The 24,281-nt window shown below is 65.9% G+C and carries 24 protein-coding genes and 1 other RNA gene; 13 read left to right on the forward strand and 12 right to left on the reverse strand.

Features of this window, described 5'->3' with window-relative positions; all coding sequences use genetic code 11:
* Nucleotides 1-13 precede the first annotated feature (13 nt).
* The gene (gene hutH / locus MRUB_RS11745) at nt 14-1,534 is read right to left on the reverse strand and encodes a histidine ammonia-lyase (protein ID WP_013014580.1); all 1,521 of its coding nucleotides are present in this window, start codon (nt 1,532-1,534) and stop codon (nt 14-16) included.
* A 59-nt stretch (nt 1,535-1,593) separates the two neighbouring features.
* On the opposite strand from hutH, the gene MRUB_RS11750 reads away from it, so the two are divergent.
* Genes MRUB_RS11750 through hutI form a run of 3 tightly spaced genes read left to right on the forward strand, consistent with a single transcriptional unit; the run spans nt 1,594 to nt 5,122 of the window.
* Entirely contained in the window at nt 1,594-2,289 is a 696-nt protein-coding gene (locus MRUB_RS11750) for a GntR family transcriptional regulator (RefSeq protein ID WP_013014581.1), read from the forward strand.
* Nucleotides 2,286-3,938, forward strand: a complete 1,653-nt coding sequence (gene hutU / locus MRUB_RS11755) for a urocanate hydratase (RefSeq protein ID WP_013014582.1) — start codon at nt 2,286-2,288, stop codon at nt 3,936-3,938. Before MRUB_RS11750 ends, hutU begins: the two co-directional genes overlap by 4 nt.
* Complete coding sequence (hutI, locus tag MRUB_RS11760) at nt 3,935-5,122, forward strand: imidazolonepropionase (RefSeq protein ID WP_013014583.1); 1,188 nt, start codon at nt 3,935-3,937, stop codon at nt 5,120-5,122. The genes hutU and hutI overlap by 4 nt, the downstream gene beginning before the upstream one ends.
* Nucleotides 5,123-5,128: 6 nt before the next feature.
* On the opposite strand, the gene MRUB_RS11765 is transcribed toward hutI, so the two are convergent.
* From MRUB_RS11765 to MRUB_RS11780, 4 genes are read right to left on the reverse strand one after another with little or no spacing between them, the layout of a single operon-like run.
* Nucleotides 5,129-5,665, reverse strand: a complete 537-nt coding sequence (locus tag MRUB_RS11765; protein ID WP_015586762.1) for a DNA-3-methyladenine glycosylase family protein — start codon at nt 5,663-5,665, stop codon at nt 5,129-5,131.
* Between the two features lie 59 nt (nt 5,666-5,724).
* Entirely contained in the window at nt 5,725-6,201 is a 477-nt protein-coding gene (moaC, locus tag MRUB_RS11770) for a cyclic pyranopterin monophosphate synthase MoaC (RefSeq protein WP_013014585.1), read from the reverse strand.
* 15 nt (nt 6,202-6,216) lie between these two features.
* Nucleotides 6,217-6,987, reverse strand: a complete 771-nt coding sequence (locus MRUB_RS11775) for an ABC transporter permease (RefSeq protein WP_013014586.1) — start codon at nt 6,985-6,987, stop codon at nt 6,217-6,219.
* A 54-nt stretch (nt 6,988-7,041) separates the two neighbouring features.
* Nucleotides 7,042-7,959: an ABC transporter ATP-binding protein gene (locus MRUB_RS11780; protein WP_013014587.1), complete on the reverse strand. Its 918-nt coding sequence runs from the start codon at nt 7,957-7,959 to the stop codon at nt 7,042-7,044.
* Between the two features lie 93 nt (nt 7,960-8,052).
* Here MRUB_RS11780 and MRUB_RS11785 point away from each other — a divergent pair, with 93 nt between their 5' ends.
* Genes MRUB_RS11785 through MRUB_RS11795 form a run of 3 tightly spaced genes read left to right on the forward strand, consistent with a single transcriptional unit; the run spans nt 8,053 to nt 11,043 of the window.
* Nucleotides 8,053-8,628: a hypothetical protein gene (locus MRUB_RS11785; protein WP_013014588.1), complete on the forward strand. Its 576-nt coding sequence runs from the start codon at nt 8,053-8,055 to the stop codon at nt 8,626-8,628.
* Nucleotides 8,629-8,636: 8 nt separating this feature from the next.
* The gene (locus tag MRUB_RS11790; RefSeq protein WP_013014589.1) at nt 8,637-9,428 is read left to right on the forward strand and encodes a histidinol-phosphatase; all 792 of its coding nucleotides are present in this window, start codon (nt 8,637-8,639) and stop codon (nt 9,426-9,428) included.
* Nucleotides 9,429-9,432: 4 nt separating this feature from the next.
* A complete protein-coding gene (locus tag MRUB_RS11795) occupies nt 9,433-11,043 on the forward strand; it encodes a helix-hairpin-helix domain-containing protein (protein ID WP_013014590.1) in 1,611 nt (536 codons plus the stop codon).
* On the opposite strand, the gene MRUB_RS11800 is transcribed toward MRUB_RS11795, so the two are convergent.
* Nucleotides 11,040-11,477 carry a CBS domain-containing protein gene (locus tag MRUB_RS11800; RefSeq protein WP_013014591.1) on the reverse strand — a complete coding sequence of 146 codons (438 nt, stop codon included), beginning with the start codon at nt 11,475-11,477 and terminating at the stop codon, nt 11,040-11,042. The two genes, MRUB_RS11795 and MRUB_RS11800, sit on opposite strands and share 4 nt — an antisense overlap.
* Nucleotides 11,478-11,677: 200 nt before the next feature.
* Nucleotides 11,678-12,007 carry a tRNA-binding protein gene (locus tag MRUB_RS11805; RefSeq protein ID WP_013014592.1) on the reverse strand — a complete coding sequence of 110 codons (330 nt, stop codon included), beginning with the start codon at nt 12,005-12,007 and terminating at the stop codon, nt 11,678-11,680.
* 80 nt (nt 12,008-12,087) lie between these two features.
* Between MRUB_RS11805 and ffs the strand changes: the two genes are divergently transcribed.
* From ffs to mce, 6 genes are all read left to right on the forward strand, one after another.
* Nucleotides 12,088-12,187, forward strand: an RNA gene (gene ffs / locus MRUB_RS15630) — signal recognition particle sRNA small type.
* Between the two features lie 115 nt (nt 12,188-12,302).
* Complete coding sequence (locus tag MRUB_RS11810) at nt 12,303-13,319, forward strand: LptF/LptG family permease (RefSeq protein ID WP_013014593.1); 1,017 nt, start codon at nt 12,303-12,305, stop codon at nt 13,317-13,319.
* Nucleotides 13,320-13,338: 19 nt separating this feature from the next.
* Nucleotides 13,339-14,379 (forward strand): LptF/LptG family permease, encoded by a 1,041-nt coding sequence (locus MRUB_RS11815; protein WP_013014594.1) that lies wholly within the window; start codon nt 13,339-13,341, stop codon nt 14,377-14,379.
* A gap of 2 nt (nt 14,380-14,381) precedes the next feature.
* Entirely contained in the window at nt 14,382-17,363 is a 2,982-nt protein-coding gene (locus MRUB_RS11820; RefSeq protein ID WP_013014595.1) for an LPS-assembly protein LptD, read from the forward strand.
* Nucleotides 17,364-18,482 (forward strand): hypothetical protein, encoded by a 1,119-nt coding sequence (locus tag MRUB_RS11825; protein ID WP_013014596.1) that lies wholly within the window; start codon nt 17,364-17,366, stop codon nt 18,480-18,482. It abuts the gene before it with no gap.
* A gap of 40 nt (nt 18,483-18,522) precedes the next feature.
* Nucleotides 18,523-18,918 carry a methylmalonyl-CoA epimerase gene (mce, locus tag MRUB_RS11830; protein WP_013014597.1) on the forward strand — a complete coding sequence of 132 codons (396 nt, stop codon included), beginning with the start codon at nt 18,523-18,525 and terminating at the stop codon, nt 18,916-18,918.
* 1 nt (nt 18,919) lies between these two features.
* Here the strand turns inward: mce and MRUB_RS11835 are convergent, their stop codons facing one another.
* Together MRUB_RS11835 and MRUB_RS11840 are read right to left on the reverse strand one after the other, a co-directional pair.
* The gene (locus tag MRUB_RS11835; RefSeq protein ID WP_013014598.1) at nt 18,920-19,504 is read right to left on the reverse strand and encodes a DedA family protein; all 585 of its coding nucleotides are present in this window, start codon (nt 19,502-19,504) and stop codon (nt 18,920-18,922) included.
* 87 nt (nt 19,505-19,591) lie between these two features.
* Nucleotides 19,592-20,293 (reverse strand): SDR family oxidoreductase, encoded by a 702-nt coding sequence (locus MRUB_RS11840; RefSeq protein WP_013014599.1) that lies wholly within the window; start codon nt 20,291-20,293, stop codon nt 19,592-19,594.
* A 143-nt stretch (nt 20,294-20,436) separates the two neighbouring features.
* Here MRUB_RS11840 and MRUB_RS11845 point away from each other — a divergent pair, with 143 nt between their 5' ends.
* Nucleotides 20,437-20,874 (forward strand): OsmC family protein, encoded by a 438-nt coding sequence (locus MRUB_RS11845; protein WP_013014600.1) that lies wholly within the window; start codon nt 20,437-20,439, stop codon nt 20,872-20,874.
* Here MRUB_RS11845 and MRUB_RS11850 read toward each other — a convergent pair.
* Genes MRUB_RS11850 through MRUB_RS15950 form a run of 3 tightly spaced genes read right to left on the reverse strand, consistent with a single transcriptional unit; the run spans nt 20,871 to nt 24,224 of the window.
* Nucleotides 20,871-23,633 carry a UvrD-helicase domain-containing protein gene (locus tag MRUB_RS11850; RefSeq protein WP_013014601.1) on the reverse strand — a complete coding sequence of 921 codons (2,763 nt, stop codon included), beginning with the start codon at nt 23,631-23,633 and terminating at the stop codon, nt 20,871-20,873. The two genes, MRUB_RS11845 and MRUB_RS11850, sit on opposite strands and share 4 nt — an antisense overlap.
* On the reverse strand, nt 23,630-24,073 hold the full coding sequence (locus MRUB_RS11855; protein WP_013014602.1) for a type II toxin-antitoxin system death-on-curing family toxin: 444 nt from the start codon (nt 24,071-24,073) through the stop codon (nt 23,630-23,632). The genes MRUB_RS11850 and MRUB_RS11855 overlap by 4 nt, the downstream gene beginning before the upstream one ends.
* Entirely contained in the window at nt 24,054-24,224 is a 171-nt protein-coding gene (locus MRUB_RS15950) for a restriction endonuclease subunit S domain-containing protein (RefSeq protein WP_013014603.1), read from the reverse strand. Before MRUB_RS15950 ends, MRUB_RS11855 begins: the two co-directional genes overlap by 20 nt.
* Between the last annotated feature and the right edge of the window lie 57 nt (nt 24,225-24,281).

The following is a 24,281-nucleotide window of genomic DNA, read 5'->3' on the forward strand; positions in this document are numbered from 1 at the left end:
CACAAAACAAAGCTTATTCCAGCCCCCCCACCGCCTGCTCAGCCACCCGCACCAGCTCGCCGGAACGAATCAGTTCGCACAGGCGGCCCAGCTCGGGTTTCAGGTAGCGATCACGGTCGAGGTGGGGAATCTCCTGCCGGATGCGACGGTAGACCACCTCCACCCCCCGGCCCGGGCGCAGGGGGGCGTGGAAGTCGAGGGCCTGGGCCGCCGAGGCCAGTTCGATGGCCAGCACCCAGAGGGTGTTCTCGAAGATGCTGCGGGCCTTGCGGCAGGCGATGGTGCCCATCGAGACGTGGTCTTCCTGGTTGGCGCTGGTAGGAATCGAGTCCACCGAGGCCGGGTGGGCCAGCACCTTGTTCTCGCTCACCAGGGCCGCCGCGGTGTACTGGCTGATCATCAGGCCGGAGTTGAGGCCGCTGCCCTCGGCCAGGAAGGCCGGCAGGCCCGAGAGGGAGGGGTTCAGCATCTGCTCGATGCGGCGCTCGGAGATGCTGGCGAGTTCGGCCAGGGCCATGCCGGCGTAGTCGGCGGCCAGGGCCAGGGGCTGACCGTGAAAGTTGCCCGCCGAGAGGGTGCGGCCCTCCTCGGGCAGGATCAGGGGGTTGTCGGTGACGCTTTGGAGTTCCCGCAGCAGCACCGCCCGCACGTGCTCGAGCGCATCGCGGCTGGCCCCGTGCACCTGGGGGGCGGCCCGCAGGCTGTAGGCATCCTGCACCTTGTCGCAGTCCTGGTGCGAGCGCATGATCTCGGAGTCCTGCAACAGCCGCCGCACGTTGGCGCAGGTCACCCGCATACCGGGGTGGGGGCGCAGGCGGGCCACCGCCTCATCAAAGGGCCGGTGGCTGGCCTTCAGGGCCTCCACGCTCATGGCCACCGCGATATCGGCGGTTTTGAGCAGCACCTCGCTATCCAGCAGCAGCAGCGCCAGCAGCGAGGCCATGGCCTGGGTGCCGTTGATCAGGGCCAGTCCTTCTTTAGCCTGCAACTCCAGCGGCGCCAGGCCCACCGCCCGCAGCACCTCCGCCGCGGGCCGCACCTGGCCCTGGTAGGTCAGTTCGCCCTCGCCAATCAGCGGCAGGCACATATGGGCCAGGGGGGCCAGGTCGCCCGAGGCCCCCACCGAGCCCTGCGAGGGCACCACTGGAATCAGGTCGTGGTTCAGAAAGTCCAAAAGCCGCTCCACCACCTCCACCCGCACCCCGGAGTAGCCCAGGGCCAGGCTCTGGGCCCGCAGCAAAAGCATCCCCCGCACCACCTCGGGGGGGAACACCTCCCCCACCCCAATGGCGTGCGAGAGCAGCAGGTTGCGCTGCAGCAGCCGGAGGTCTTTGGCCTCGATGCGCACCGTAGCCAGCTTGCCAAAGCCGGTATTGAGGCCATAGACCGGCTGGTTTTGCTCGACGAGCTGCTCCACAAAGGCCCGGCAGCGCAGCAGGCGCCCCCGTGCGGCCTCGCTCAGGCGCACCGGCGCTTTTTCCCGCACCACCCGGCGAAAATCGGCCAGGCTCAGTTCTGTATCCAGTTCTAGCATCGCTTCCTCGCTTGACCCATTGCCGGGCAAGGTTGTATATACAAGCGAGAGGATAAACGGTGAAATACCTGCGCGTCAAGGAAGCCGTGTTGCAGGAGCTGCGCAAGCCCAGCCCCGGCTTTCCCCTATCGGAGAACAGCCTGGCCCGCCGTTTCGGAGTGAGCCGCATGACCGCCCGCCGGGCCTTGCAGGAGCTCGAGCAAGAGGGGTGGCTCCGGCGCACCCAGGGGCGCAGCAGCACCCCCGCCCCCCGGCGCTTCAGCCAGGGCTTCCTGCGGGTGCGCCCCTTCTACGAGTTCGCCCAGGCCCAGGGGGCCAGGCCCAAAACCCAGGTGATGGCCGCCGAGCTGCGCCCCACGCCCCCAGAGGTACAGACCCGGCTGGGGGTAAAGCAGGCAGTTTATGTGGAACGGCTGCGCTTTCTGGATGAGGAGCCGGTGCAGCGCGAAGCACGGTATCTGAACGCCGAGCTGTGTGGGGACATCCTCGAGCACGACCTCACCAGCGAGTCCATCCACGACCTGCTCGTCCACACCCTGGGTCTGCCCCTGACCAAAGTCTGGCAGCGGCTGGAGGCGGTGGCTTTGGAGCAGGAAGTCGCCCGCCTGCTCCAGCAGCCCGAGGGCGCACCGGCCCTGCGCCTCGAGCGCGTCACCTACACCCTCCTTCAGCCCGTCACCTGGGTGGAGTATCTGATGCGGGCCGACCGCTACTACCTGGAAGACACCTTTATCCCCCAAGGAGAACGCCCATGAGCTACAAAGCCCCCCGCGGAAACCAACGCACGGCCCCAGGCTGGATTCAGGAGGCCGCCAAACGGATGCTCCTCAACAACCTCGACCCCGAGGTGGCCGAGAAGCCCGAGGAGCTGATCGTCTACGGCGGGCGCGGCAAGGCAGCCCGCAGCCACGCGGACTTGCAGCGCATCTTGGCGGTGCTCGAGCGCCTGCAAAACGACGAAACCCTGCTGGTGCAGTCGGGGCGGGCGGTGGGGGTCTTCAAGACGCAACCCCTGGCCCCCCGGGTCATCCTCGCCAACTCCAACCTGGTGCCTAACTGGGCCACCTGGGAGGAGTTCGACCGGCTCGACCGGCTGGGCCTGATGATGTACGGCCAGATGACCGCCGGGAGCTGGATCTACATCGGCACCCAGGGCATCCTGCAGGGCACCTACGAGACCTTCGCCGCGGCGGCCCGCAAGCACTTTGGTGGCTCGCTGAAGGGCACCATCACCGTGACGGGCGGGCTGGGCGGCATGGGCGGGGCCCAGCCCCTGGCCGTGACCCTCAACGGCGGGGTGGCTATTTGCGTGGAGATAGACCCCGAGCGCATCCAGCGCCGCCTGGACACCGCCTACCTGGACGTGCGGGCCGACTCGCTGGACGAGGCCCTGCGGCTGGCCGAGGAGGCCAAACGCAAAGGCCAGCCCCTCTCCATCGGCCTGCTGGGCAACGCCGCCGAGGTGCTGCCCGAGATGGTGCGGCGGGGCTTCACCCCCGAGCTGGTCACCGACCAGACCAGCGCCCACGACCCCCTGTACGGCTACATTCCCGTGTTGAAGGCCGACGAAGACCCGGCCCTGCTGCGCCAGCGCGACCCCGAGGGCTACAAAAAGCGCGTGCTATCGGATATGGCCGCCCACTGCCGGGCCATGGTGGAGATGCAAAAAAACGGCGCGGTGGCCTTCGACTACGGCAACAACCTGCGGGCCTTCGCCAAGCTGGGGGGCTTCGAGGAGGCCTTCAGCTATCCCGGCTTTGTACCGGCCTTCATCCGCGACCAGTTCTGCGAGGGGCGGGGGCCTTTTCGCTGGGTGGCGCTCTCGGGCAAACCCGAGGACATCTACAAAACCGACCAGGCCATTCTGAAGCTCTTCCCCGAGGACGCGGGTCTCTCCCGCTGGCTCACCGAAGGGGTCAAGAAGTTCAAGTTCCAGGGCCTCCCGGCCCGCATCTGCTGGCTGGGTTACAAGGAGCGCGATAAGGCCGGGCTTTTGTTCAACGAGATGGTACGCAAGGGTGAGCTCGAGGCCCCCATCGTAATTGGGCGCGACCACCTGGACGCAGGCAGCGTGGCCTCCCCCTACCGCGAGACCGAGGCCATGCTGGACACCTCCGACGCAGTGGCCGACTGGCCCATCCTGAACTTCGCCCTGAACGCGGTCTCGGGCGCGGCCTGGGTCAGCTTCCACCACGGCGGCGGGGTGGGGATGGGCTACAGCCTGCACGCCGGGCAGGTCACGGTGGCCGACGGCTCGGAGGAGGCGGCTTTTAGGCTCGAGCGCGTCCTGACCAACGACCCCGGCACCGGCGTAATGCGCCACGCCCACGCCGGTTACGAGCAGGCCAAACAAGTCGCGCGGGAGCGCGGGCTCGACCTGGCCGGGTGGGAACAGACAGGATGAAACGGGTATTTACCGGCATCGCTGAGCTATACACGCCCTACGAAAGACTCGAGCAGGCCGCTTTGGCCGTGCAGGACAGGCGGTTTGTCTGGGTGGGGGCTGAGTCCAGTCTACCCCGCGAATATCGAAGCTGGCCCCGTACCGACCTGGGCGGGCGCGGGGTGGTGCCCGGCATCGTGGATGCCCACACCCACCTGGTGTACGGCGGCGACCGGCTGGGCGAGTACCTGCAGCGCGCACGGGGCGACAGCTACGAGGCCATCCTGGCCGCGGGCGGTGGGATTTACGCCACGGTGCGGGCCACCCACGCGGCCTCCGAAGAGGAGCTATACGAGCTGACGCGGGCTCGAGCCCACCTCTTCCTGGCCCAGGGGGTCACCGCCCTGGAAATCAAGAGCGGCTACGGCCTGCTGCCCGAGGCCGAGCTCAAGATGCTGCGGGTAATCAAAAAGCTCAAAGAAACCCTGCCCCAGCGGGTCTTCCCCACCCTGCTGGCCCACGTGGTTCCCCAGGGCTGGGCGCGCGGGGAGTACGTGGCGATGTTCTGCCAGGAACTCATCCCCGAGGTGGCCCGCAGCGGCCTGGCCGGGGCGGTGGACGTCTTCTGCGATCAGGGGGCCTTTACGCTCGAGGAAACCCGGAAAATCCTCGAGGCCGCCCTGTCCCACGGCCTAAAGATTAAGCTCCACGCCGAGCAGATCGCCCACACCGGGGCCACCCGGCTGGCAGCGGAACTGGGGGCTTTGTCGGCGGACCACCTCGAGCAGTCCACCCCCGCCGACTGGCAGGCCCTGGCCCGCGTCGGCACCGTGGGCACCGTCCTGCCGGGTGCGGCGGTGATCCTGCGCAAACCCTTCCCCAAGGCCAGGGCCATGTGGGATGCAGGCGTGAAGGTTGCCATTGCCACCGACCACAACCCCGGCAGCAGCCCGCTTTATAGCCCCTGGCTGGGGATGCAGCTTACTATCAGCCTGGGCGGTCTGAGCGCCGAGGAAGCCCTGGCGGCCCATACCGCGCACGCCGCGCTCGCCCTGGGGCGGACAGACCTGGGCCGGATTGCGGTGGGGGCACAGGCCGATTTTGCGGTGCTCGACTCGAGAAAGGCGCTCGAGGGCCTCTACCGCTGGGGGCATCTGCCCTTATGGAAAGTGTTCGTGGGTGGGACGGATTGTGTTGCCACCTAGCCGCTTTCACTCCAGCGCCCGCCACAGATACCAGGCTGCGTGGGAGCGGTAGGGCCTAAAGCGCTCGCCCAGCGCCTCTAGCTCGTCCCGCTCGATCACCCCATACAGCTTCTGGGCCCCTTTGCGAATACCCAGATCCAGCACCGGCCAGACATCGGGGCGGCCCAGGCCAAACATCAAAAACATCTGCACCGTCCAGACCCCAATGCCCTTTACCTGGGTCAGGTGGGCAATAAGCGCCTCGTCGGAGTGGTGCTCGAGGCCCTGCAAGCCACCCTCCAGCGCAAAGCGCGACAGATCCTGCACATAGCGGGCTTTGGCGCTGGATAGCCCCACCGCCCGTAAGTCCTCGAGAGCAGCCCGGTACAGCACCTCGGGCTCGAGGGCAAAGCGGCTGGATAAGCGCCGCCAGATAGTATCGGCGGCCTTGCCCGAAAGCTGTTGGCCAACAATGGAGCTGAGTAGCACCTCGTAGGGTGCGCGCCGCGGAAATGGGTGGGGTGCAAAGGGAGCCGGGCCGTGTTGGTGGGCCAGCTTTCGCATAACTGCATCGGCAAAGTCAACCTGGAGTCTGGGGAGCCTCGAGCGAGCCATGGCCGATTCTACCCCTCCCGCCGCCACTCTCCCGACTTACCCCCCGACTTGTGTAGCAAGCGCAGGCTGGCAATTTCAAGGCCCTTGCTGGCCGCCTTGAGCATGTCGTAGACAGTGAGGGCAGCCACCGCGCAGGCCGTCAAAGCCTCCATCTCCACCCCGGTCTCGGCCTTGGTCTTGACAGTGGCGGTAATGTGAACGCGGGCTTCCTCTGGCCGGAACTGCAGTCGCACGTCGGCGCTGGTGATGGGCAATGGATGGCACAGGGGAATCAGCTCTCCAGTTTTTTTGGCTGCCATTATCCCGGCCAGCTGGGCTACGCTCAGGGGATCGCCTTTGCCCACCCCACCTTCCTGGAGGGCTTCCACTGCCTCCGGGGTAAGCAACACGGTCGCCTCAGCAGTCGCCGAGCGCAGGGTGGCAACCTTTTCGCTCACGTCCACCATGCGGGGCTTGCCGTCTTCAAAGTGCGTCAGTTTACCCATGTCCAAAAGCCTACTTCAGATGTCTTTCCGTTCAAAAATCAGCAGGGCCAATACAGCAAAACCCACCGTATAGATGATGAGCAGGGGCAGGCCCAGCCCCACCGCTGCTGGACGAATGTAGAGGTCGAGGTAGCTGGTCAGCAAAAACGGCTGCAAGGCCGGAAAAGCGATGAGAAGCCGCATCAGTAAAAGGGTCGAGACCGCCGCCAGGGCCGCCGAGGTGGTGCTCAGAAAGATTACCGCATAGAGCATCGCCAGTGCCGAAAGCGGCCAGAGCACCACCCCAGCCAGCGCATGAGCCCGCAGCAGCTCCAGCAGCGCCTCCGCAGGGCTGAGCTGCCCCACACCGGCAAAGCTGCCCGCCCCCAGGCCGGTGCCACCGAAAAAGCTCCCCAGGCCAAAGGGCAGGCCCGCCACTAACGAACCCGCCAAGCTGACCGCCAACAAAATGAAGGGATAGGCCAGTACCACGATGATCTTAGCCAGCAACAGGCGGCTGCGCGGACTGGGCCGCAACAGCACCGACTTGAGGGTGCCCATCGAGACCTCCGAACCCAGCACCTCCGCCGCAGCCATGGCGGTCAGGAATGGAAACAAGAAGTCCATTCCGGTCAGCAGGGATAAGGCCGGCACCTGCCAGCCTGAGACCAGCTCGAGGCCGTACTGGGCCCGCAGGCCTGGGGCAAACGCCCATAGAACCGGCAGCACCAGGGCCGCCAGCAGGCCAATCTGCACCGAGCGCAGTCGCACCAGCTTGCCAAACTCCCAGATCAATACCCGTAGCATCTTCTACTCCCAACGGAAAGCGCGTTGTTCTCAAGCCGCAGCCTGGCCTTGCTTCTACACATTTTTTACCCTTTCCCGGTAATAGTCGTACAGATCGAAGTAGTCGGGTTCCAGAAACTGCACCTGGTAGTGCTCGCGCACCAAGGCGGCCAGGGCCACGTTGGGCGAGCCTTCAAAGATCACGTTCACACCGCGCAGGCTCACGTTTTGCACACCCGGCACCGTCTTCAGGAAGGCCGCCGCCCTGGCCGGATCGTCCACCCGCAGGCGGTAGGTCTCGCCTTTGGTAGCGAGCTTAACCTCCTCCAGCAGCCTTCCCCCGCCCAGGATGCCCACTTTATCGACGTACGCCGAAACCTCGCGCAGGTGGTGGGTGGAGAGCAGCACCGCCACCCCCTTCCAGGCCAGCTCTGCAAGAATTTCGTGCACTTTGTTGATGCCCTGCGGATCCAGGCCGCTGGTTGGCTCGTCCAAAATCAGAATCTGTGGCTCGTGCAGAATGGCCGAGGCCAGCCCCAGGCGCTGACGCTGGCCCAGCGAGTAGGTGCGCACCGGCTGGTCGGCCACCGATAGCAGCTCGAGCCGGGCCAGCACCTCCCGTATGCGGGTTTCCATGTTGGTCAGACCGGTCAGGAAGGCGATCATCTCGAGGTTCTGACGCCCGGTCAAATGGGGGTAAAAAGCTGCTGGGGCCTCCACCACCGCCCCCAGGGCCCGCCTCGCCACATAGCCGCCGTTGTAAACATCCTGGCCCAGCATCCGCACCACCCCGGAGGTGGGGAAGGCCAGGCCCGTGAGCAGGCGAATTAGGGTGGTTTTACCCGAACCGTTGGGCCCGGCCAGCGCATACACTTCCCCCGGCTGCACGGCAAAGGTGATGTTTTCCAGGACAGGTCTGCGCCCGTACTTTTTCCCTAACCGCTCCGCCTCGAGGGCGGCCCCTGGGGTACCGGCTGCCACTGCTTCGCTCATGGCTGAGATTATACGTATGTAACGCGCCGCGACATGTTTAGGTTTGGCAGGTGGTAGCGGTGGCGCGATCAACTTCGGAGTAGACTGTTAGGCGTGATTTTTTCGCTCGAGCAAGCCCCGGCGCAACCCCTGGGCGAAGTAACCGATTTACAGCGGCTCCTCAAAGCGGGCCTGGCCGTGACACCCACGCTGGTGTTGCTGGGCGTAGAAACCGAGTTCTACCAACTGGGCAACCTGGCCGAGCAGATCCGGCGGGCCTTTGATGGGGTCTTTGGCGCGCGTCTGGACGAAGAGAAGCTAGAAAAAGCCTGTGCTTTCGCAGAAAAACTGCTGCGCGAATCGTACCTGCTGCCCGAACGCGCCGACGAGGTGCGCGCGGCCCTGCCGGAAGGCCCGGTGCTGGTGCGCTACGCAGGCGAGGCTCCTTTTGGCCTCGAGACCGGTAAACAAGAAACCCTGTGGGCGCTCAAGCGGCTGTGGGCTAGCCGCTGGCAGGTGGATGCGGTGTTGCAGCGGGGGCCCGGGCTGGCCCCTCCCGAGGTAGCCAGCCTGGTACAGGTAGCCGATGAGCTGGTTCTGGACGAGGCGCTTTCAGCGCAGGCCGGCCAGGTTTTGGGGCGTTCAGTCAGGGTCTGGGCCAGCCAGGGGCGGGTGGTGCGGGTGGCATAGGAGGGAAAATGTACGACAGCCACATGCACACCCCGCTCTGCAAGCACGCCGTGGGCACGCCTACACAGTACGTACAGGCCGCCAAGGACGCCGGGCTCGAGGGTATCATCATAACCGACCACAGCCCCATGCCGGCCTGGTTCGACCCCGAGGTGCGCATGGAGCTGGAGGAGCTGCCCTTCTACCATGCCCTGCTCGAGCGGGTACGGGCCGAGGCCGGCGATTTTTATGTGGGGATTGGCCTCGAGGCCGACTACCACCCCGGCACCGAGTACTTCGTGAAAAGGCTGCTGTCCCGCTACCCCTACGACTACATCATCGGCTCGGTGCACTACCTGGGGGCCTGGCCCCTCGACAACCCGCGCTATGCGAGCGAGTTCGAGGAGCGTGACCTGCGCGAGGTCTACCGGGCCTACTTCAAGCTGGTGGCCGAGGCCGCCCGCACGGGCCTTTTCCACGCGATTGGGCACCTGGATCTGCCCAAGGTGATGGGCTACCGGCCCCCCGAGGGCTACGCCGACCTGGCCGAGGAGGCCCTGGAGGTGATAGCGGGCGAAGGGCTGGCCCTGGACGTCAATACTGCCGGATGGCGCAAAAAAGCCGGCGAAATTTACCCCAGCCCCGCGTTGCTGGAGCGGGCCCGCGCCCTGGGGATTCCCGTGGTGCTGGGCTCCGACGCCCACCGCCCGGAGGACGTGGCCCACCGCTTTTCCGACGCCATCGGGATTCTGCGCAGCGTGGGGTACACCGAGGCGGTGGTGTTTCAAGCAGGCCAGCCCCGGCCCTATGCTTTAGGCTAAGGCTATGAACCGTAAAGACCTGGCGGGGATGCTCGAGTACGCCGCCGACTTGATGGAGGTGCTGGGCGAGGGGGAGTTCAGGGCCAAAGCCTACCGCCACGCCGCCCGCAACCTGGAGCAGCAAGAGGCCGACCTGGCCGAGCTGGCCGCACGGGGCTTCAAGGGGGTGCCGGGGGTGGGGCCGGCATTGGCCCCCCTGCTCACCGAGATTGTGCAGACCCAGGAGTTCCCCTACCTGGCCGAGCTCGAGGGCCGCGTACCGCCGGGGGTGCTCGAGCTCTTCCGGGTGCAGGGCCTGGGCCCCAAGCGCATCCGGGCGCTGTGGGAGAATGGGGTCAATAGCCTGGAAGAACTGGTGCGCTGGGCCGAACAGGGCAAAATCCGCACCCTGCCGGGGTTTGGGGCCAAGAGCGAGGCCAGCCTGCTCGAGGCGGCCCGCTACGCCCTGAGCAGTATGCGCCGGGTGCTGCTGCCGGTGGGGCTGGAGGCAGCCCGGCTGCTGCTGGCCGACCTGGAAAACGCCGGACTCAAGGCCGAACTGGCCGGCAGCGTGCGGCGTGGGCTGGAAACCGTGGGCAATCTGGATCTGGTGGTGGTGGGCACCCCCCAGCAGGTGCGCTCGGCGCTGGGCCGCTTCGTGGAGGAGGTGCAGGGAGACGTACTGTTGGGGCGGCTCGAAGGCCTGCCCTTGCGGGTGTTCTGCACCGATGCGGCCTCGTTTGGCAGCGTGCTGGTGCAGGCCACGGGTTCGCGGGAGTGGCTGGAAGCCCTGGGCGCCATTCCCCCTGCGCTTGCAACCGAAGCGGCGGTGTTCGAGGCCCTGAACCAGCCCTTTGTGCCGGCCTACTGGCGAGAAAAGGAGCACCTGGGGCTGCCAGCACCCCAGGCCATGCTGCAACCCCCGCAGCTCCGGGGCCTGATTCACGTGCACTCCACCTACTCCGACGGCAGCGCCACCCTGCGCCAGATGGCCGAGGCCGCCCTGGCGCAGGGCCTCGAGTACATGGTGATCTGCGACCACTCCCAGAGCGCGGCCTACGCCGGGGGCCTGCGCCCGCCGGACGTGCTGCGCCAATGGGCCGAGATCGAAGCCCTCAACGCCGAGCTGGCCCCCTTCCGCATCCTGCGCGGCATCGAGTCCGACATCCTGCCCGACGGCTCGCTGGACTACCCCGACGAACTGCTGGCCCGCTTCGAGGTGGTGGTGGGCAGCCTGCACACCAGCCTGGGCCTGGGCAGGGCCGAGCAGACCCAGCGCCTCTTGCGGGCCCTGGACAACCCCTACCTGAGCATCCTGGGCCACCCCAGCGGACGGCTGCTGCTACGGCGCAAAGGGGCCGAGGCCGACTGGGAGGCGGTGCTGGAGCGCGCCCAGCAAAACCAGAAGGTGGTGGAGTTCAACTGCAACCCCTACCGCCTCGACCTCGACTGGCGGCTCATGCTGGCCTGGCGTGACCGCCTCAACTTCTCGCTGGGCCCCGATGCCCACAGCCTCGAGGGCCTTTCCGATATCCAGTACGGCCTGCTCTACGCCCACAAAGCGGGCCTGCACCCCGACCAGGTGGTGAACACCTGGCCCGCCGAGCGGGTGGTGGCGCTAAAGAAGATGGGCTAAGGGTTGGCCTCGGCGCCCACCAAAAGCTCGGCCTCGCGCTGCAAGAAGGCCCGTAGCACATCGGTGACGGTCACAATGCCCACCAGCTTGCCCTCGTGCACCACCGGCAGGCCCCCCACCTTGTACTCGAGCATCAGCTTGGCGGCGGCCTGCAGGGGCAGGGTATCGGCCACGCTGATGGGGTCGCGGGTCATGATCTCGCCCACGCTGAGCCTGGAAATCAGATAATTGATCTCCCAGATGGAAAGCGAGGTGGCATCGGAGGGCATGGCTTCTTTAAGGTCGCGGTCGGTCACGATGCCCACCAGCCGGCCTTCTTCAACCACCGGTAGACGGCGGAAGCCTCCCTTTTTCATGATCTGCGCAGCCTCGGGCACGGCCACGTCCGGGGTAACAACCTGGGGATCTGGGGTCATGAAGTCTTTGACCAGCATAAGGATTACCTCGAGCCCAAGGTACTCCTGAGGGCGGGGGGCAGATGTCTCTACCCCAGCGATCGACCCTGCCGCCCGCCAGCCGCCGTGAGACAGCCCTGGTTGGAGCGCTGGCGCTGCGAGGCAGCCCCCACCGCCCATACCGCCCCAGTCCCGACGGGCAGCGGCTCGAGGCAGGTTCACCACCTTAAGGACTTGCCCTAGTAGACCCGCCCGCCCAGCGGCACCTCGCGCTCTGCCGAAAGCAGCACCACCCGCCCCTGTTCGTCGGGCAGGCCCAGCACCAGCACCTCAGACTTGAAACCGGCAATGTTGCGCTCGCCCAGGTTGGTCGCACAGATCACCAGCCGCCCCACCAGGGCCTCGGGGGTGTAGAGGTCGGTGAGCTGGGCACTGCTCTGCTTAATTCCCAGCGGGCCCAGGTCTATCCACAGTTGGTAGGAGGGTTTGCGGGCTTTGGGATGGGGTTCGGCTTTTTGAATGCGTCCGACGCGCAGCTCGAGGAGTTGAAAGGCTTCGTAGGGCGTCATGGGGCAAGTTTCCACACCCCAGAACCCGCCGTCAAGGGGGTTTTGCCTTTGGGCCTTCCTGTGCTATTCTCGAGGTCGCGTCCTCGGTCTGACGCGGCGCACCAGCGTGAACCGGGTCAGGGCCGGAAGGCAGCAGCCCTAAGCGCCACGGAGCGGGTGCCGTCAGGGAGCCGGGGACGCTTTTCGTTTTTCCCGTCCTGGGCGAGCATTAATTTGACCAAAGCACCTGGAGCCAACTACAAAACGGCAAACTTGACCGCTTCTCACCAAACGGCACCGTATACTTCGCTCTGGGATGTTGCCGCGGTATCTTTTGCGCGAGACGCTATCGCTGTATCTGCTGGGCGTCCTGCTATTCGTCGGGCTAATTACCTTCGATCTGCTCTCTTCACTCTCAGGGGCCTTCCTGCGGGCTAGGACACCCGTGGGTGAAATTGTCCAGATGGTGGCCTACCGGGTGCCCCACACCCTGGGCATCGCCCTGCCGCTGGGCCTGGTGTTCGCCTTGCTGGTGGCGCTGGCCCGCTGGATTCGTCAGTCCGAGCTCAAGGCCGCCTACGCCGCGGGCATTCCGCCACGCGTTTTCATCGGGCCGGTATTGCTGTTGGCGCTGGCGGTGGGGGCGGTTGTGCTGCTCAACGAGGGCTGGCTCAAGCCCATCGCCCAGGAGCGGTTTGAGGCTTTGCAGTACAAGATCTACTACGGTTCTGAGCCCTCCGGCGTGCTCACCGAGCGCACCTACACGCCCCAGGGTTTGGGCATTTACTACGCCCAGCGCATCTACCCGCCCCCCGAGGGCCAGACGGGCTCGCGGCTCGAGGGCGTCCGGGTGGTGGAGTCGGGCGGTTCGGTCTGGAGCGCCGAACGGGGGGTTTGGGTAAGCGGGGCCTGGCGGCTGCAAAACGCCTACCGCGTAGACCCCAGCGGCCAAATCTTCCAGGAGGCCGAGCATCCCCTGCCCTTCCCCGTGGGGGTGCAGCCCAAAGCCGTCTCCTACGAGGCCCTGCGCATGCCTGAGCTCCACGCCGTAGCCAGCGCCGACCCCGCCGCCCAGTTTCCTTTAGCCCGCCGCTATGCCAACGCCGTCGGCACGGTGGTGCTGGCCTGGCTGGCCATCGTGATTGGCCTCTCGCTGCGCGAGTCGGCCTGGGCTTTTATTGCTGTGGTGGGCCTTATTTTCGGCTACTGGACGCTTTTTACCCTCTCGGCCCAGTTCGCCCGCTTCGACCTGCTGGGCGCCTACGGGGCCTGGCTGCCCAACATCGTGTACGGTGGGCTGGCCCTGCTGGGAACCTGGAGGCTGGCCCGATGAATCGGGGCCGGAGGTGGCCGTGAGCGTGCTGGATCGCTACCTGATCAAAGAAGTAGGGGCCTCGGTGCTGGGCGCCCTGGCGGTGGTGGTGCTGGCCTTGTTGGGCGGGGCTTTGTACGAGGTGCTGGCGCCCCTCCTGGCCCGCGGCGCCGATCCGTGGGTGGTGAGCCAGTACCTGGCCTTCCGGGTACCCGAAGCGCTGGTGCGCGGGGCACCGCTGGCCTTTTTATTCGCGCTCTTGCTGGTGCTCTCGCGCATGGGCGAGGAGTCCGAGCTCAAGGCCATGCTGGCGGGGGGGGTCTCCAAGCTGCGGGTGTTGTTTCCGCTGCTTTTGTTGGGCACCCTCTTGTTTGTGATCTGCCTGGCCGCCGCCGACAGCCTGGTGCCGCGCAGCTTGCAGCAGGGCCAGAATGTGCTGCGCCAGGCCGTGCTGCAAAAGCCCAGGGCCCTCCTACAACCCGGCACCCGGCTGGTGGACGCCTACGGGCGCATCGTGTACGTGGGTGAGGTGAGCGATGCCGGCATCGGGCAGGTGCGGGTGATCACCGCTGAGGAGATCCTGGTGGCCGAGCAGGGCCGCTTCGAGCAAGGCACCCTGGTGCTCTCCCAGGGCATGCGGGTGACCTATGGGGGGGCCCGGCCCCGCACCGTCGCGCGGTTTGAGCGGGCCACCGTGCCGCTGGTGGAGCTTTCCCTCGAGCCCCCTGGGGGCCTCTTTAGCCTGACCGTGGCCGAGCTGCGCCAGCGCATCGCCCAGTACCGCGCCCAGGGGCTACCCTACCACGCCGAACTCACCGCCCTGCACCGCAAGTGGGCCGAGCCCGCGGCGGTGTACTCGTTCGCCATTTTTGCGGTGGGGCTGGCCTTCTTTCTGCTGGGTGGCAGCCGCAGCCTGGGCATGCTGGGGGTGGTGGTGCTGACCTTCATCTACTACGCCACCTGGAGCGTGGGCCGCATCATGGGCGAGCAGGGGGTGCTGCACCCCATCCTGGCGGCCTGGGGGCCCAATTTGCTCTACGCGCTGGCCGGGCTGGCCCTGCTGCGGCTGGGGAAGAGGTAGGCATGTGGGCGATGAAACCAGCGCTGGGCAGCCGGTACAGGCCCACAAGGGCTGGCAAAGGGCATCTGACCTGGTGGCGGACAGGTGCAGCCTCTCCGCTGCTTTCCTTCCTGCTCTTATGCCTGATTTTTCTCGCACCCGCCTTCGCCCAGGAGAACCCGCCCACACCCGAGGCGGGCGGCAAGAAACTGAAAATCCTCGAGGCCGAACGCCTGGAGCTGCGCAACGAGGCGGGCGAGGAGCTGGTGATTCTGGTGGGCAACCCGGTCAAGATGGAGCGGGACGGCGAGCGCATCGAGGCCTTCAGGGTCATCTACAACCGCACCCGCAAGCGCCTGATGCTCATGGGGGGGGTGCGTTATCAGGACAAGCAAGGCCAGCTCATCGAGGCTGGGGAGCTCGAGCTCTTCACCGACGACGAGAGCTTTGAGGCCCTTGAGGTAAAGATCGAGTCGGGCGAGTTTTTCCTGAGTGGCCCCATCTGCCAGCGGGCCGCCGGGCAGATTCTGTTGCAGGAGGGCTACCTGACCCCCTGCCAGCGCTGCGAACAGGAAGAGGCCGACTACGCCTTCCAGGCCCGCGAGGTGGTGCTCTATCCGGGCGACCGGATTATCGCTCGAGGGGTCTGGGTCTTGCTGCGCGGGGAGCGCACTTTGTACCTGCCGGTGTTGCTGCTGTTCCTGAACGAGCGGCGGCCCAAGCTCGAGTTCGGCCAGAGCGAGAGCGATGGGGTGTTCGTAGCTGCCGACCTACCCTATGTCTCGGACTTTGGCATTGGCTTTACCCTGCTGCGCTACTTTGAGCAGCGGGGCTGGGGTTTTGGCTTCGACCACTTTGGCATCGGGGCGGCCCAGGAGCGCTACCAGTTCCTGTACCTGCCCCCACCCGCCGGGCAGGCATTGCCCGACAGCGATCCCCGCAAGGACGGCATCTTCAAGTACCGCTTGAGCTACAAGCTGGAAGAACCCGACCGGCGAATAGAGGGGCTCATTCTGCGCGACGACAGCGCCCAGGATGAACCGCGTTTTTTGCAGGGGGCGGGGGGCCAGCCCGACTACACCACTTTCCTGATCGAATGGGCCACCCGCGCCACCCCCAGCCACCCCGAGCCCCTCTACCGCCTGACCCTGGACGGCTACATAGATCACAACCCCCTGGCCCTGCCCAACGAGCGCACCACCCCCCAGCGGCTCCCGGAGGCCGAGATTACCTTTCCCAGGGGCCTCGAGGGCGAGTTTCGGCTGAATGGGCGGGTTCTGCTGGGCTACTACGAGGCCCCCTCCAACCCCCTCAACCGCAGCGCCCGGCGGCTGGGGCCCTACATCGGGGCGGGCCGGCTCTGGGTGGAGCACCGCAGCAGCTACCGCCCTGCCACCCCGCCCTGGCCGGGCCTGAGCTTTAGCGTCGAGAACACCTTCATCGGGCGCTACTACAGCACCCAGAACCTCGACGAGAACGGCAACCCCACCGAGTTCGAGCGGCTCATCCGCTGGAACACCAGCGCCAGCCTGGGCCAGACCCTGGGGGCCTTTAGCCTCAACCTGCGCCTGAGTCGCAACGTGGTGGAGGGGGAAACCCCCTTTCAGTTCGATTATGAGCGGCCCCAGCGCAACAGCCGCCTCGAGGGCTCCTTCAGCTTCAACCCCGACCCTCTTTTTTCCTTCACCGCGCGGGCCAGCCGCGACCTCGAGCGCCGCGTCTTCGACCCGCTGGCCGAGTTCGCCCTCACCTCGCGCCCTTTCCTCTGGCTCAACTTTACCGCCAGCGCCAGCCGCGATATCGAGCTGGGCCGCTGGGGCCTGCTGCGCAGCAGCCTGGGCCTCACGCCGGCCCCCTTCAGCCTCAACCTGAGCTACGAGCGGCAGCTCGAGCTGGGCCTCGACCGCCTGCTCACCCTGAGCGCGGCCTACAACCCCCTGCCCTTCAACTTCTCACTGCGCACCAGCTACCGCTACTGGGACGTGCAGGAAAAAGAAACCCGGCCCCCCGAGCAGATCCCCCTCATCGCCCGCTACGATCCCCTCGAGCTTTCCGCCAGCTACAATCCCCCCGGCAACACCACCTCGCTCACCCACAGCCGCGACCTCAACAACGGGCAAGCCATCCGCACCGAGCTGAACCTGGTCTTGCAGGAAGCCCCCAACACCTTCCGCTTGCGTCAGAGCTTCACCCACCTCTACCAGCCCCTGCCCTCCCTCACCAACCCCACCCCCACCACGGTTCCGGCCGTGCTGGACGGACTGGCCCAGCTCACCCTGAGCCTGCATACCTTTGTGTTCGCCCAGACCATCGGTTTCAGTCCCGGCAGCGAGACCCGCTTCCGGCTGGGCTACCAGTACAGCGCCGACCTGTTGCAGGCCGACCTGCTGTGGAATTACCGCGAGGGCCTGCTGCGCAATCCTCGGCTAACGGTGCGAGCAGCGGTGCGCGAGCCCGAGATCTTCATCAACGAGGTCTCGGCGGAGTTTCACTTTCCCGAGAGCGAAAACCCCCTTACCCTCGAGGACGACACCCAGGCCTTCCTGCGCTTTTTGCGCTTTACCGGCGAGCTGGAGCTTCTCCCCGCGCCGCTGCGCCCGGAAGACCCCCCCGGCCTCTCGCTGCAAGGGTTCGTGGGCCTCGAGCGCCTCTCGGACAACAGCGGGCGCTTCCGTGTAACCCTGCGCGAGTTTGGCCCCACCATAAGCTTTATGGGCCAGGAGAAAACCCGCCTGTTCTACCGCATCGTCTGGAACGCCCCCGAAAGCGGCGGGACAAACCCCAAGGAGTTTTTTCTGCCCAACCTCGAGGGCACCCTCCTGCGCCCCCGCTTCGACCTGATTATCGACCGCTGCTGCTGGGCCTTCCGGGCCAGCCTCGATATGCTCAAACAGGAGTTCAAGTTTTCCTTTGCCTTAGGGGGTGAGGCCGCCGAGTTTTTGTTCAACCAAAACAACATCGTCCTGCCCGGCGGCCTCAAACTCCCCTCCCCAGGAGGATCTTAGATGAAGCAACCAATCCAAATCCTCAGCCTGGGCCTGCTGCTCTGTCTCTCGGCCTGCACCGGCAGCAGCGAAGAACCCACCCGCGCCCTGCTGGCCGCCAGCATCAACAACCCCAGCAGCGGCACCTACCAGGTGCGCTTTTTTCAAAGCACCACGCTGCAACCCGGTAGCACCGATACCCCCCGCCTGGTCGGGAGCTGGAACCTGGACGCGCCCATCATAACCCTCCTTTACCGCCGCAGCCTGGGCGCAGGCAACGACCAGCTCTGGGTGCTCACCCCGAGCCGCCTGCGCCGCTACAGCACCAACAACCTCACCATAGACGATGTGGGCACCCCCCAGCTCGACGGCTTTGACGAGGCCCTGAACGTGGACTGTAGCCAGGGCTACCTGCGCCCGGGGCAGAGCAACATCCTGCTGGTCTGTCCGCCCGCCCCCACCACCCCCCCGCGCCCCATCGAGGAGTACCGGGCCTGGATCATTCCCTTTACGGCCACGGCCCTCCCCACCCCCATCAATTTTCTGGACGCCAACCTGGTGCGCCTCAGCACCCCGGCCCGGTTTACCCTGGGCCCCAACGACCAGCTGCTCTACCTGACCCCCAGCCAGTTCGGGCAGTACGATTTTCTCAACCCCTACATCGAGCGGCCCTTGAGCCTGAGCACCTCGAGCCCCACCGATCTGATTTTTGTGAACGGCCAGGCCCTGGGGCTCTTCGACGACAACGACTCCACCAGCACCGACACCACCCTGGCTTCCTGGAACCTCAGCGCGACCGGAGCGGTAGGGCTCAGCCGAGACAGTAATATCGCTGCGCGGTTGTTCGCTCGAGGGGCCCCGCCGGTCTTCGTGCTGGGCACCGGCCTGGCCCGTTACGAGGGCAGCTTCCAGCTCCCGCGCGAGACCGAGAGCGGGCTTTTGCGCACGCGCCGCTACAGCACCGCCAGCGTGGGGGTTGACCAGTTTCTCTACCTGGCCGACCTGGACACCCCCACGCTTTTGGTTATAGACCTGACCGTGAACATCGCCAGCGCCCTGACCACCACAGGCGTACGTTCTTCTGCCCTGGGCAGCTTTCCGGAGGGCATCACCAGCCTGGCTTTTATCCCGGTGGAGTAGGCCCCTATCCCCTCGACCAAACCTGGGGTAGTTTGGGGGTATGGAGATACACCACATCGGCATCGCGGTGCAGGATTTACAGGAGGCCGCCCAGCCCTACCTGGGCCTGGGGTATGCGCTCGAGGCCCAGGGCAGTGTGGAGAGCCAGGGGGTTGAGGTCTGGATGCTCAGGAGCGGGGGAAGCCGCCTCGAGCTCCTCCAGGCCACCCGCCCCGACTCGGCCATCGCCCGCTTCATCGAGAGGCGCGGGCCGGGTCTGCACCACATCGCCCTCGCCACCCCCAACATTCGGGCCGAGCTAGAGCGCCTGGCTGCGGAAGGTGCGCCATTGATTGACGCCACCCCCCGCCCCGGTTTTGGGGGCCACCTGGTGGCTTTTATTCATCCCAGATGGTCGGGTGGGGTGCTGGTCGAGCTGGTGGAGGCCCACACCTGAGCTACCCCCAGCGCAGATGGCCCGCACGGTAGGCCCGCCAGGCCGCCAGCACCACGCCAAAAACCACCCCGGCCAGCAGAATCAGGTAGATGTAGCGCTCGAGGTGCGGGATTTTCGAGCCCACATAGTAGGCCAGCAGGGTCAGGCCCTGCGTCCAGAGCAGGCTGCCCAGCAGGCTCAGGGCAAAAAAACGCAGCCAGGGCATCTTAATCGTGCCGCACATAAAAGGCACCACCGCCCGAAAAACCGGCACATAGGGGCCAATCAGAAGCGAGAGCGGGCCGAAGCGGGCCATAAAGCGCCGGGTACGCTCGAGGTCTTCTGCCCTGACCCTGGCTTTGTTCAGGAGCGCAGGCCCCACCTTGTAACCCAGGTAGTAGCCCAGGTTGTTACCCAGCACCGAGCCCAAAAAAAGCGCCAGCAGTGCAAAGGACAATTGAAGCTTTTGGGCTGCGGCCAAGAGTCCCACCGCAATCAAAAGCGAGTCGCCGGGCAGGAAAAACCCCACCAGCAGGCCGGTCTCAGCAAATACCGTGGCAAAAATACCCAGATACCCCACGGCCTGCACATACGCGGTAACGTCCATGCGCTCCACCCTAACGCAAAAAGATGAAAAGCAGCAAGCCCGCCGGCACGACCGGACACCCGGCCCAGGGCTCGCCCCGAGCATCCTTCAGCGCGGGGGAAAAATTTGTAATTCCATCACCCGGCCCCGGGGGCTGCGGCTGGCCGCATAGACCAGGCTCTCGCCGATCTCGGCGGGGTCTACCCAGGCCATAGGGTCGGCCTCGGGCATCTCCCTGCGGTTGGCCGGGGTGTCCACGGCACCCATGGGGTACACGATGGCTACGCGTATGGCAGTACCGGATAGTTCGGCGTCCAGCGAACGCAGGTAGGTGGCCACGGCGGCCTTGGCCGCGGCGTACAGGGCCACCCCCGGCCCCACCCCATGCCAGGCTGCTGCTGCGGAAATCCCCGCGATAAAGCCATCTTTTTGGCTGAGCAGCTCGGGGATGATGGCCCGGGTCATGTAGAACAGGGTGCGCATGTTCAGGTCGAACATGCGGTCGTAGAGGTTGGGCTCGGTGTCTTTGACCGGGGCATAGGCAAAGCCACCCACAGTGTGAATCAGGCCGTCCACCCGGCCAAACTGGGCCTTAACCTGGCGCACCAGCATCTCGGCGTCGGGGTAGTGGGTCAGGTTGGCTACAAAGGCCCGCGCGCCCAGCTCCTGCGCCCGCTCGGCAATGGTGGTCTCGTAGGCATCGGCCAGGGCCAGCCTGGCGCCGGCCTGGGTAAAGGATCGGGCGATCGCCCCGGCAATGGCCCCACCCCCACCGGTAAGAATATAGACTTTGCCCTCCAAGGTCTGCATGGCTCAATTATCCGCACCAGCCTCCGAGCACCTGTCTTTAGGCTCACATTCGGCAGAATGTGCAGGGATGGAGTTATTTTACCCTGGCGCATCCAATATTATCGGGGTGGCTCCATAAGAGCCCGGTTACCCTAAGGAGATCTATGGCAACGAAAAAAGTAGTACTGCACCGCTTGGGAGGACACCGGTTTGTGGGCATCAACGAGCAGGGGGACAAGGTAATGGTGGACGGCGACCAGCCCTCCACCGGCCTGCGCCCCATGGAACTCCTGCTGGCCGCGCTGGCCGGTTGCACCGCCTACGACGTGGTGGACATCATGGAGAAAAAGCGCCAGCCCCTGGCCCGCTACCGGGTAGAGGCCGTGGGCGAGCGGGCCGAGGAGCACCCTAAGCGCTATACCCACATCGTGGTGACCCACTACGGCGCAGGGCCCAACGTCACCAAAGAGGCCCTCGAGCGCGCGGTGGAGCTCTCCCACACCAAGTACTGCTCGGTCTCGGCCACCCTCAACGCCCAGATCGAGACCCGGGTGGTGGTGGAGCCCTGGCAGGACGAGCAGCAGCTTCAATCGCAACGCTAGCGGCGCAGCCCCTCCCCTTTGGGCATGATCTCGCCCAGGGCGGCCTCCAGGATGGCCTTGTCCAGCCGCTCCACCCAACCAAAGCGCAGGTAGACCAGCCGCACCTCGGGCTCGATCTGCCAGGCCTGGCGAATGGCCGCCAGGTAGATTCCCAGTTGTACCAAATACCGCTCGGGCCGCATCTCCTGGTCGGTCTTGTAGTCTTCCAGATACCACTGCTGGCCCACCCGGTACAAGCGGTCAATCACCCCCTGCCAGACCGTAGAGCCCAGCGGCAGGGCCACGGCGAACTCGGGGTAGTCCTCGTCGCGGGGCCAGGGGAGTGCGCGGCCCAAAAGTTCCTGGTAGTGCTCCAGCAGGGCCTGCACCTCGGCCATGATGCCCCTGCGCTCGTCTGGGCCGAAGGGGAACATGACCTCCTGGGCCTCGAGGTTGGCCAGGTGTTGGGGGTTGTCGGGGCGCCAGTTCTGCCCGATGGCGTAGTGCACCAGCGTCCCGATGGCCCGGGCGCGGCCCGGAACGGCCTCACCCTCCTCGGGGTCGGGCAGGGGCAGGGGCTCGGCCTCGAGGCGCTTCAGCGCCGAGGGCGAGAAAAGCGGGGGAAACGGCTCGGGCTCGAAGCGGGCATCCACCCAGGGCGAGGGCTGCAAAGGCGCTGGCTGGCTCAGCACGCGCACCGGCGGCGCTGGCTGGTAGGGCCAGGTTTGTAGGTGAAAATCCGGGCGGTGGTAGGGCTTGCTGGCCGGGCCCAGGTTCATGGCCTCGAGCACCTTACCCCAGCCCTCGGGCTGGCCGTGGCTGGCGCTGGCGGTGAGCAGCAGGGTATCGCGGGCCCTCGAGGCCGCCACGTACAGCAGGCGGTAGCTCTCCTCCTCTTCCTGTAGCTTCACCTGCTGCCTAAAAGCCTCGAACTGTGGGGTTTCCGGCAGGGCCACCCACCGCCTCAAGCGCCCCCCATCCCCCCCATTCGGCCCCTGCCCCAGGTACAGCGGCTGGGGCCGGTGCACATTCATCCGCCCCAGGTCGAAGACCGCCACCAAAGGCCATTCCAGCCCTTTGGCCTGGTGGACGGTCAGAATCTGCACCCCCTCACCCGACTGCGGCACATCGCCGGCGTCGGCCTGCCGCGAGAGCAGCTCGAGCCGCTCCAGAAGCCCCTCGAGGTTCTGGGGTGGGCGCGGGGCGAAGTAGAAGAGCAGCGCGTCCACGTTCTCCCGCGCGCGCGGCTCCAGGAAGTCGTGGTAGGGGCGGCCATCCATCAGGGGGGCCCGGATCAGGAATTTGAGCACCTCGAGCGGGGCCATCAGGCGCACCTGGGCTTGAATCTGGCGAAGGCGTTCGTACACGCTGGGCCAGTGCTGGGCCAGGCGGCCCAGGGGGTCGTCGGCCCGCAACACCCCCTCGATCTGGGGAAGCTCGAGGGGCTTCAGGGGGCCGGCCTCGGTGTGCTGCCCGAAGGGGCTGCGCAAAAAAACCGCCAGCGACAGGCCCCTGGGGTCGAGGGCGGCCCGCAGGGCATGGTACAGGTCACGCACCTCCTGCCGCTCGTAGTAGCCCCGCCCCTGCAACAGCACGTAGGGAATCTGGGCCTCGGCCAAGGCCTCTTCCAAAAAGCGCACGCTGCCGTATGAGCGCACCAGCACCGCCATCTGGCTGTACTCGATGGGGCCGCGCAGGGCCGCGAGCCGCCCGGCCAGCACCCGCGCCTCCTGCTTGCGCAGCTCCTCGAGCGGGAGCTCCCCCACCACCCAGTGCACCTCCAGCCGCCCCTGCTCGGGCCGCACCCCCTCGACCGGGGGGGCTTCCTCGAGGCCAAAGCCCAGCCCCTCTTTAGCCAGATACCCTGTAAGGCCGTTCAGAAAGCGCACCAGCACCCGGCTGTGCCGGTAGCTATGGGTCAGGGGGGGTTCGGACTTACCTTCCCGCAGGGCCTTGCGGAAGACCGAGACATCGGCGTTGCGAAAGGCGTAGATGGACTGCTTGGGGTCGCCCACAATCTCGATGGGCAGCCTGGCCTGCTCGAGGGCCGCAAAAAAAGCCCCTTGCACGGGGTTCACGTCCTGGTACTCGTCCACCAAAAGCACCCGCACCCGCTCCAAAACCCGCTTCATGGCCCTATCATTCCTGGCGAGTTCTAAAGCCTTGCGCTCGAGCTCGGAGGGCGAGAGCAGGTTGGCCCCCAGGCGGGCCTCGTAGGCGGCGTACACGGTCTGGTACACCTGGAGCAGATGCTGGTTGGCCTCCCCCGCCGCCGGCTCAAAAACCTCGGCCTGGGAGCGCCTGGAAAAAAGGTGCAAAAGGGGCTCGGTGAGTTCGTCGGAGACCAGGCCAAACAGCGGGTGGTGGGCATCCTGGGCCAGGTAGCGCAGGGTCTGCCACTCCTCCTCGAAGATAGCCTGGGCCTCCCAGTCGCCCAGCATGGAAAAGTCGGGGTCGAGGTGCAGGAGCGGGGCCGCAAGCCGCAGGCACTGGGCCATAAAGCCGTGAATGGTGCTGAGGGTGGCCCCGGCAATCTCGCGGGCCGCCTCCTGAAAAGCGGCCCGGCTCCCCCCTGAAGCCACAAAGCTCAGGTGCCGCCCGGTTTGCAACACCTCCTCGATGGCCGCCGCCACCCGCACCCGCAGCTCGTCGGCGGCCTTGCGGGTAAAGGTGACGCCGGCAATGCGGCGCAACGGCGTACCCTTAGCGATGAGCTCGAGGTAGCGCAAGACCAGGCTGGCGGTCTTGCCGGTTCCGGCGGAGGCGACACGAACTTTCACAGGTGTGGGTCGGTATAGTCCTGATTACAGGCCATCAGCAAGAAAGCTCGAAATCCTTCCAGGCTCAAATAACCGGCTGCCATGAGCACCATCATATCCTCAATCTCGAGCGCCGGGCGGCTAATGTAGTAGCCGTTGGCGTGGAGGGTGGTTTCGACCGCAAGCCAGGCCGTTCGCTTATTGGCATCGTGAAAAGCGTGGTTCCTGGCCAATCGAAAACCCAGGGCCGCTACTTTGGTAAAGAAGGTGGGATAAGCATCCGCGCCCCCAGCGCTCGCAATAGGTGCGGACAGGGCCGACTGTAGGGCCGCCGCATCCCGAATCCCCTCCAGGCCCCCAAAGCGTACCAGGGCGTTGTGGTGCAGTGTAACAACCAGTTTTCCTGTGGGGTAGCGGTGGCCTTTGTAACGATAGAAGAAGCTAGCGCTGGGCAAGGCCACGTAATACCTCTGCGTTGCGCTCCAGGGCCTCCGCCACAATGCGCTCCTGTTCTTCGAGGGGAGTCTCCTCGAACTCGAGCTCCTCGAGCTGGGGAAGCTCAACGGGTGCAGGAACTTCGAGTTGAATGGGTTGGGTTTTGGCAGTGGACATGGCACTCCTGAGACAAATAAGTATAGCAATGTCCTGCTAGAATATCGAGCGATAGAG

The organism is Meiothermus ruber DSM 1279, from assembly GCF_000024425.1.
GTDB classification, from domain to species: Bacteria; Deinococcota; Deinococci; order Deinococcales; family Thermaceae; genus Meiothermus; species Meiothermus ruber.

What these genes read in the sequence shown, in the direction of transcription:
- hutH (WP_013014580.1), bottom strand. Translation starts at nt 1,534, where the DNA reads ATGCTAGAACTGGATACAGAACTGAGCCTGGCCGATTTTCGCCGGGTG.
- hutU (WP_013014582.1), top strand. Translation starts at nt 2,286, where the DNA reads ATGAGCTACAAAGCCCCCCGCGGAAACCAACGCACGGCCCCAGGCTGG.
- hutI (WP_013014583.1), top strand. Translation starts at nt 3,935, where the DNA reads ATGAAACGGGTATTTACCGGCATCGCTGAGCTATACACGCCCTACGAA.
- MRUB_RS11765 (WP_015586762.1), bottom strand. Translation starts at nt 5,665, where the DNA reads ATGCGAAAGCTGGCCCACCAACACGGCCCGGCTCCCTTTGCACCCCAC.
- moaC (WP_013014585.1), bottom strand. Translation starts at nt 6,201, where the DNA reads ATGGGTAAACTGACGCACTTTGAAGACGGCAAGCCCCGCATGGTGGAC.
- MRUB_RS11775 (WP_013014586.1), bottom strand. Translation starts at nt 6,987, where the DNA reads ATGCTACGGGTATTGATCTGGGAGTTTGGCAAGCTGGTGCGACTGCGC.
- MRUB_RS11780 (WP_013014587.1), bottom strand. Translation starts at nt 7,959, where the DNA reads ATGAGCGAAGCAGTGGCAGCCGGTACCCCAGGGGCCGCCCTCGAGGCG.
- MRUB_RS11790 (WP_013014589.1), top strand. Translation starts at nt 8,637, where the DNA reads ATGTACGACAGCCACATGCACACCCCGCTCTGCAAGCACGCCGTGGGC.
- MRUB_RS11795 (WP_013014590.1), top strand. Translation starts at nt 9,433, where the DNA reads ATGAACCGTAAAGACCTGGCGGGGATGCTCGAGTACGCCGCCGACTTG.
- MRUB_RS11800 (WP_013014591.1), bottom strand. Translation starts at nt 11,477, where the DNA reads ATGCTGGTCAAAGACTTCATGACCCCAGATCCCCAGGTTGTTACCCCG.
- MRUB_RS11805 (WP_013014592.1), bottom strand. Translation starts at nt 12,007, where the DNA reads ATGACGCCCTACGAAGCCTTTCAACTCCTCGAGCTGCGCGTCGGACGC.
- MRUB_RS11810 (WP_013014593.1), top strand. Translation starts at nt 12,303, where the DNA reads ATGTTGCCGCGGTATCTTTTGCGCGAGACGCTATCGCTGTATCTGCTG.
- MRUB_RS11820 (WP_013014595.1), top strand. Translation starts at nt 14,382, where the DNA reads ATGTGGGCGATGAAACCAGCGCTGGGCAGCCGGTACAGGCCCACAAGG.
- MRUB_RS11825 (WP_013014596.1), top strand. Translation starts at nt 17,364, where the DNA reads ATGAAGCAACCAATCCAAATCCTCAGCCTGGGCCTGCTGCTCTGTCTC.
- mce (WP_013014597.1), top strand. Translation starts at nt 18,523, where the DNA reads ATGGAGATACACCACATCGGCATCGCGGTGCAGGATTTACAGGAGGCC.
- MRUB_RS11835 (WP_013014598.1), bottom strand. Translation starts at nt 19,504, where the DNA reads ATGGACGTTACCGCGTATGTGCAGGCCGTGGGGTATCTGGGTATTTTT.
- MRUB_RS11840 (WP_013014599.1), bottom strand. Translation starts at nt 20,293, where the DNA reads ATGCAGACCTTGGAGGGCAAAGTCTATATTCTTACCGGTGGGGGTGGG.
- MRUB_RS11845 (WP_013014600.1), top strand. Translation starts at nt 20,437, where the DNA reads ATGGCAACGAAAAAAGTAGTACTGCACCGCTTGGGAGGACACCGGTTT.
- MRUB_RS15950 (WP_013014603.1), bottom strand. Translation starts at nt 24,224, where the DNA reads ATGTCCACTGCCAAAACCCAACCCATTCAACTCGAAGTTCCTGCACCC.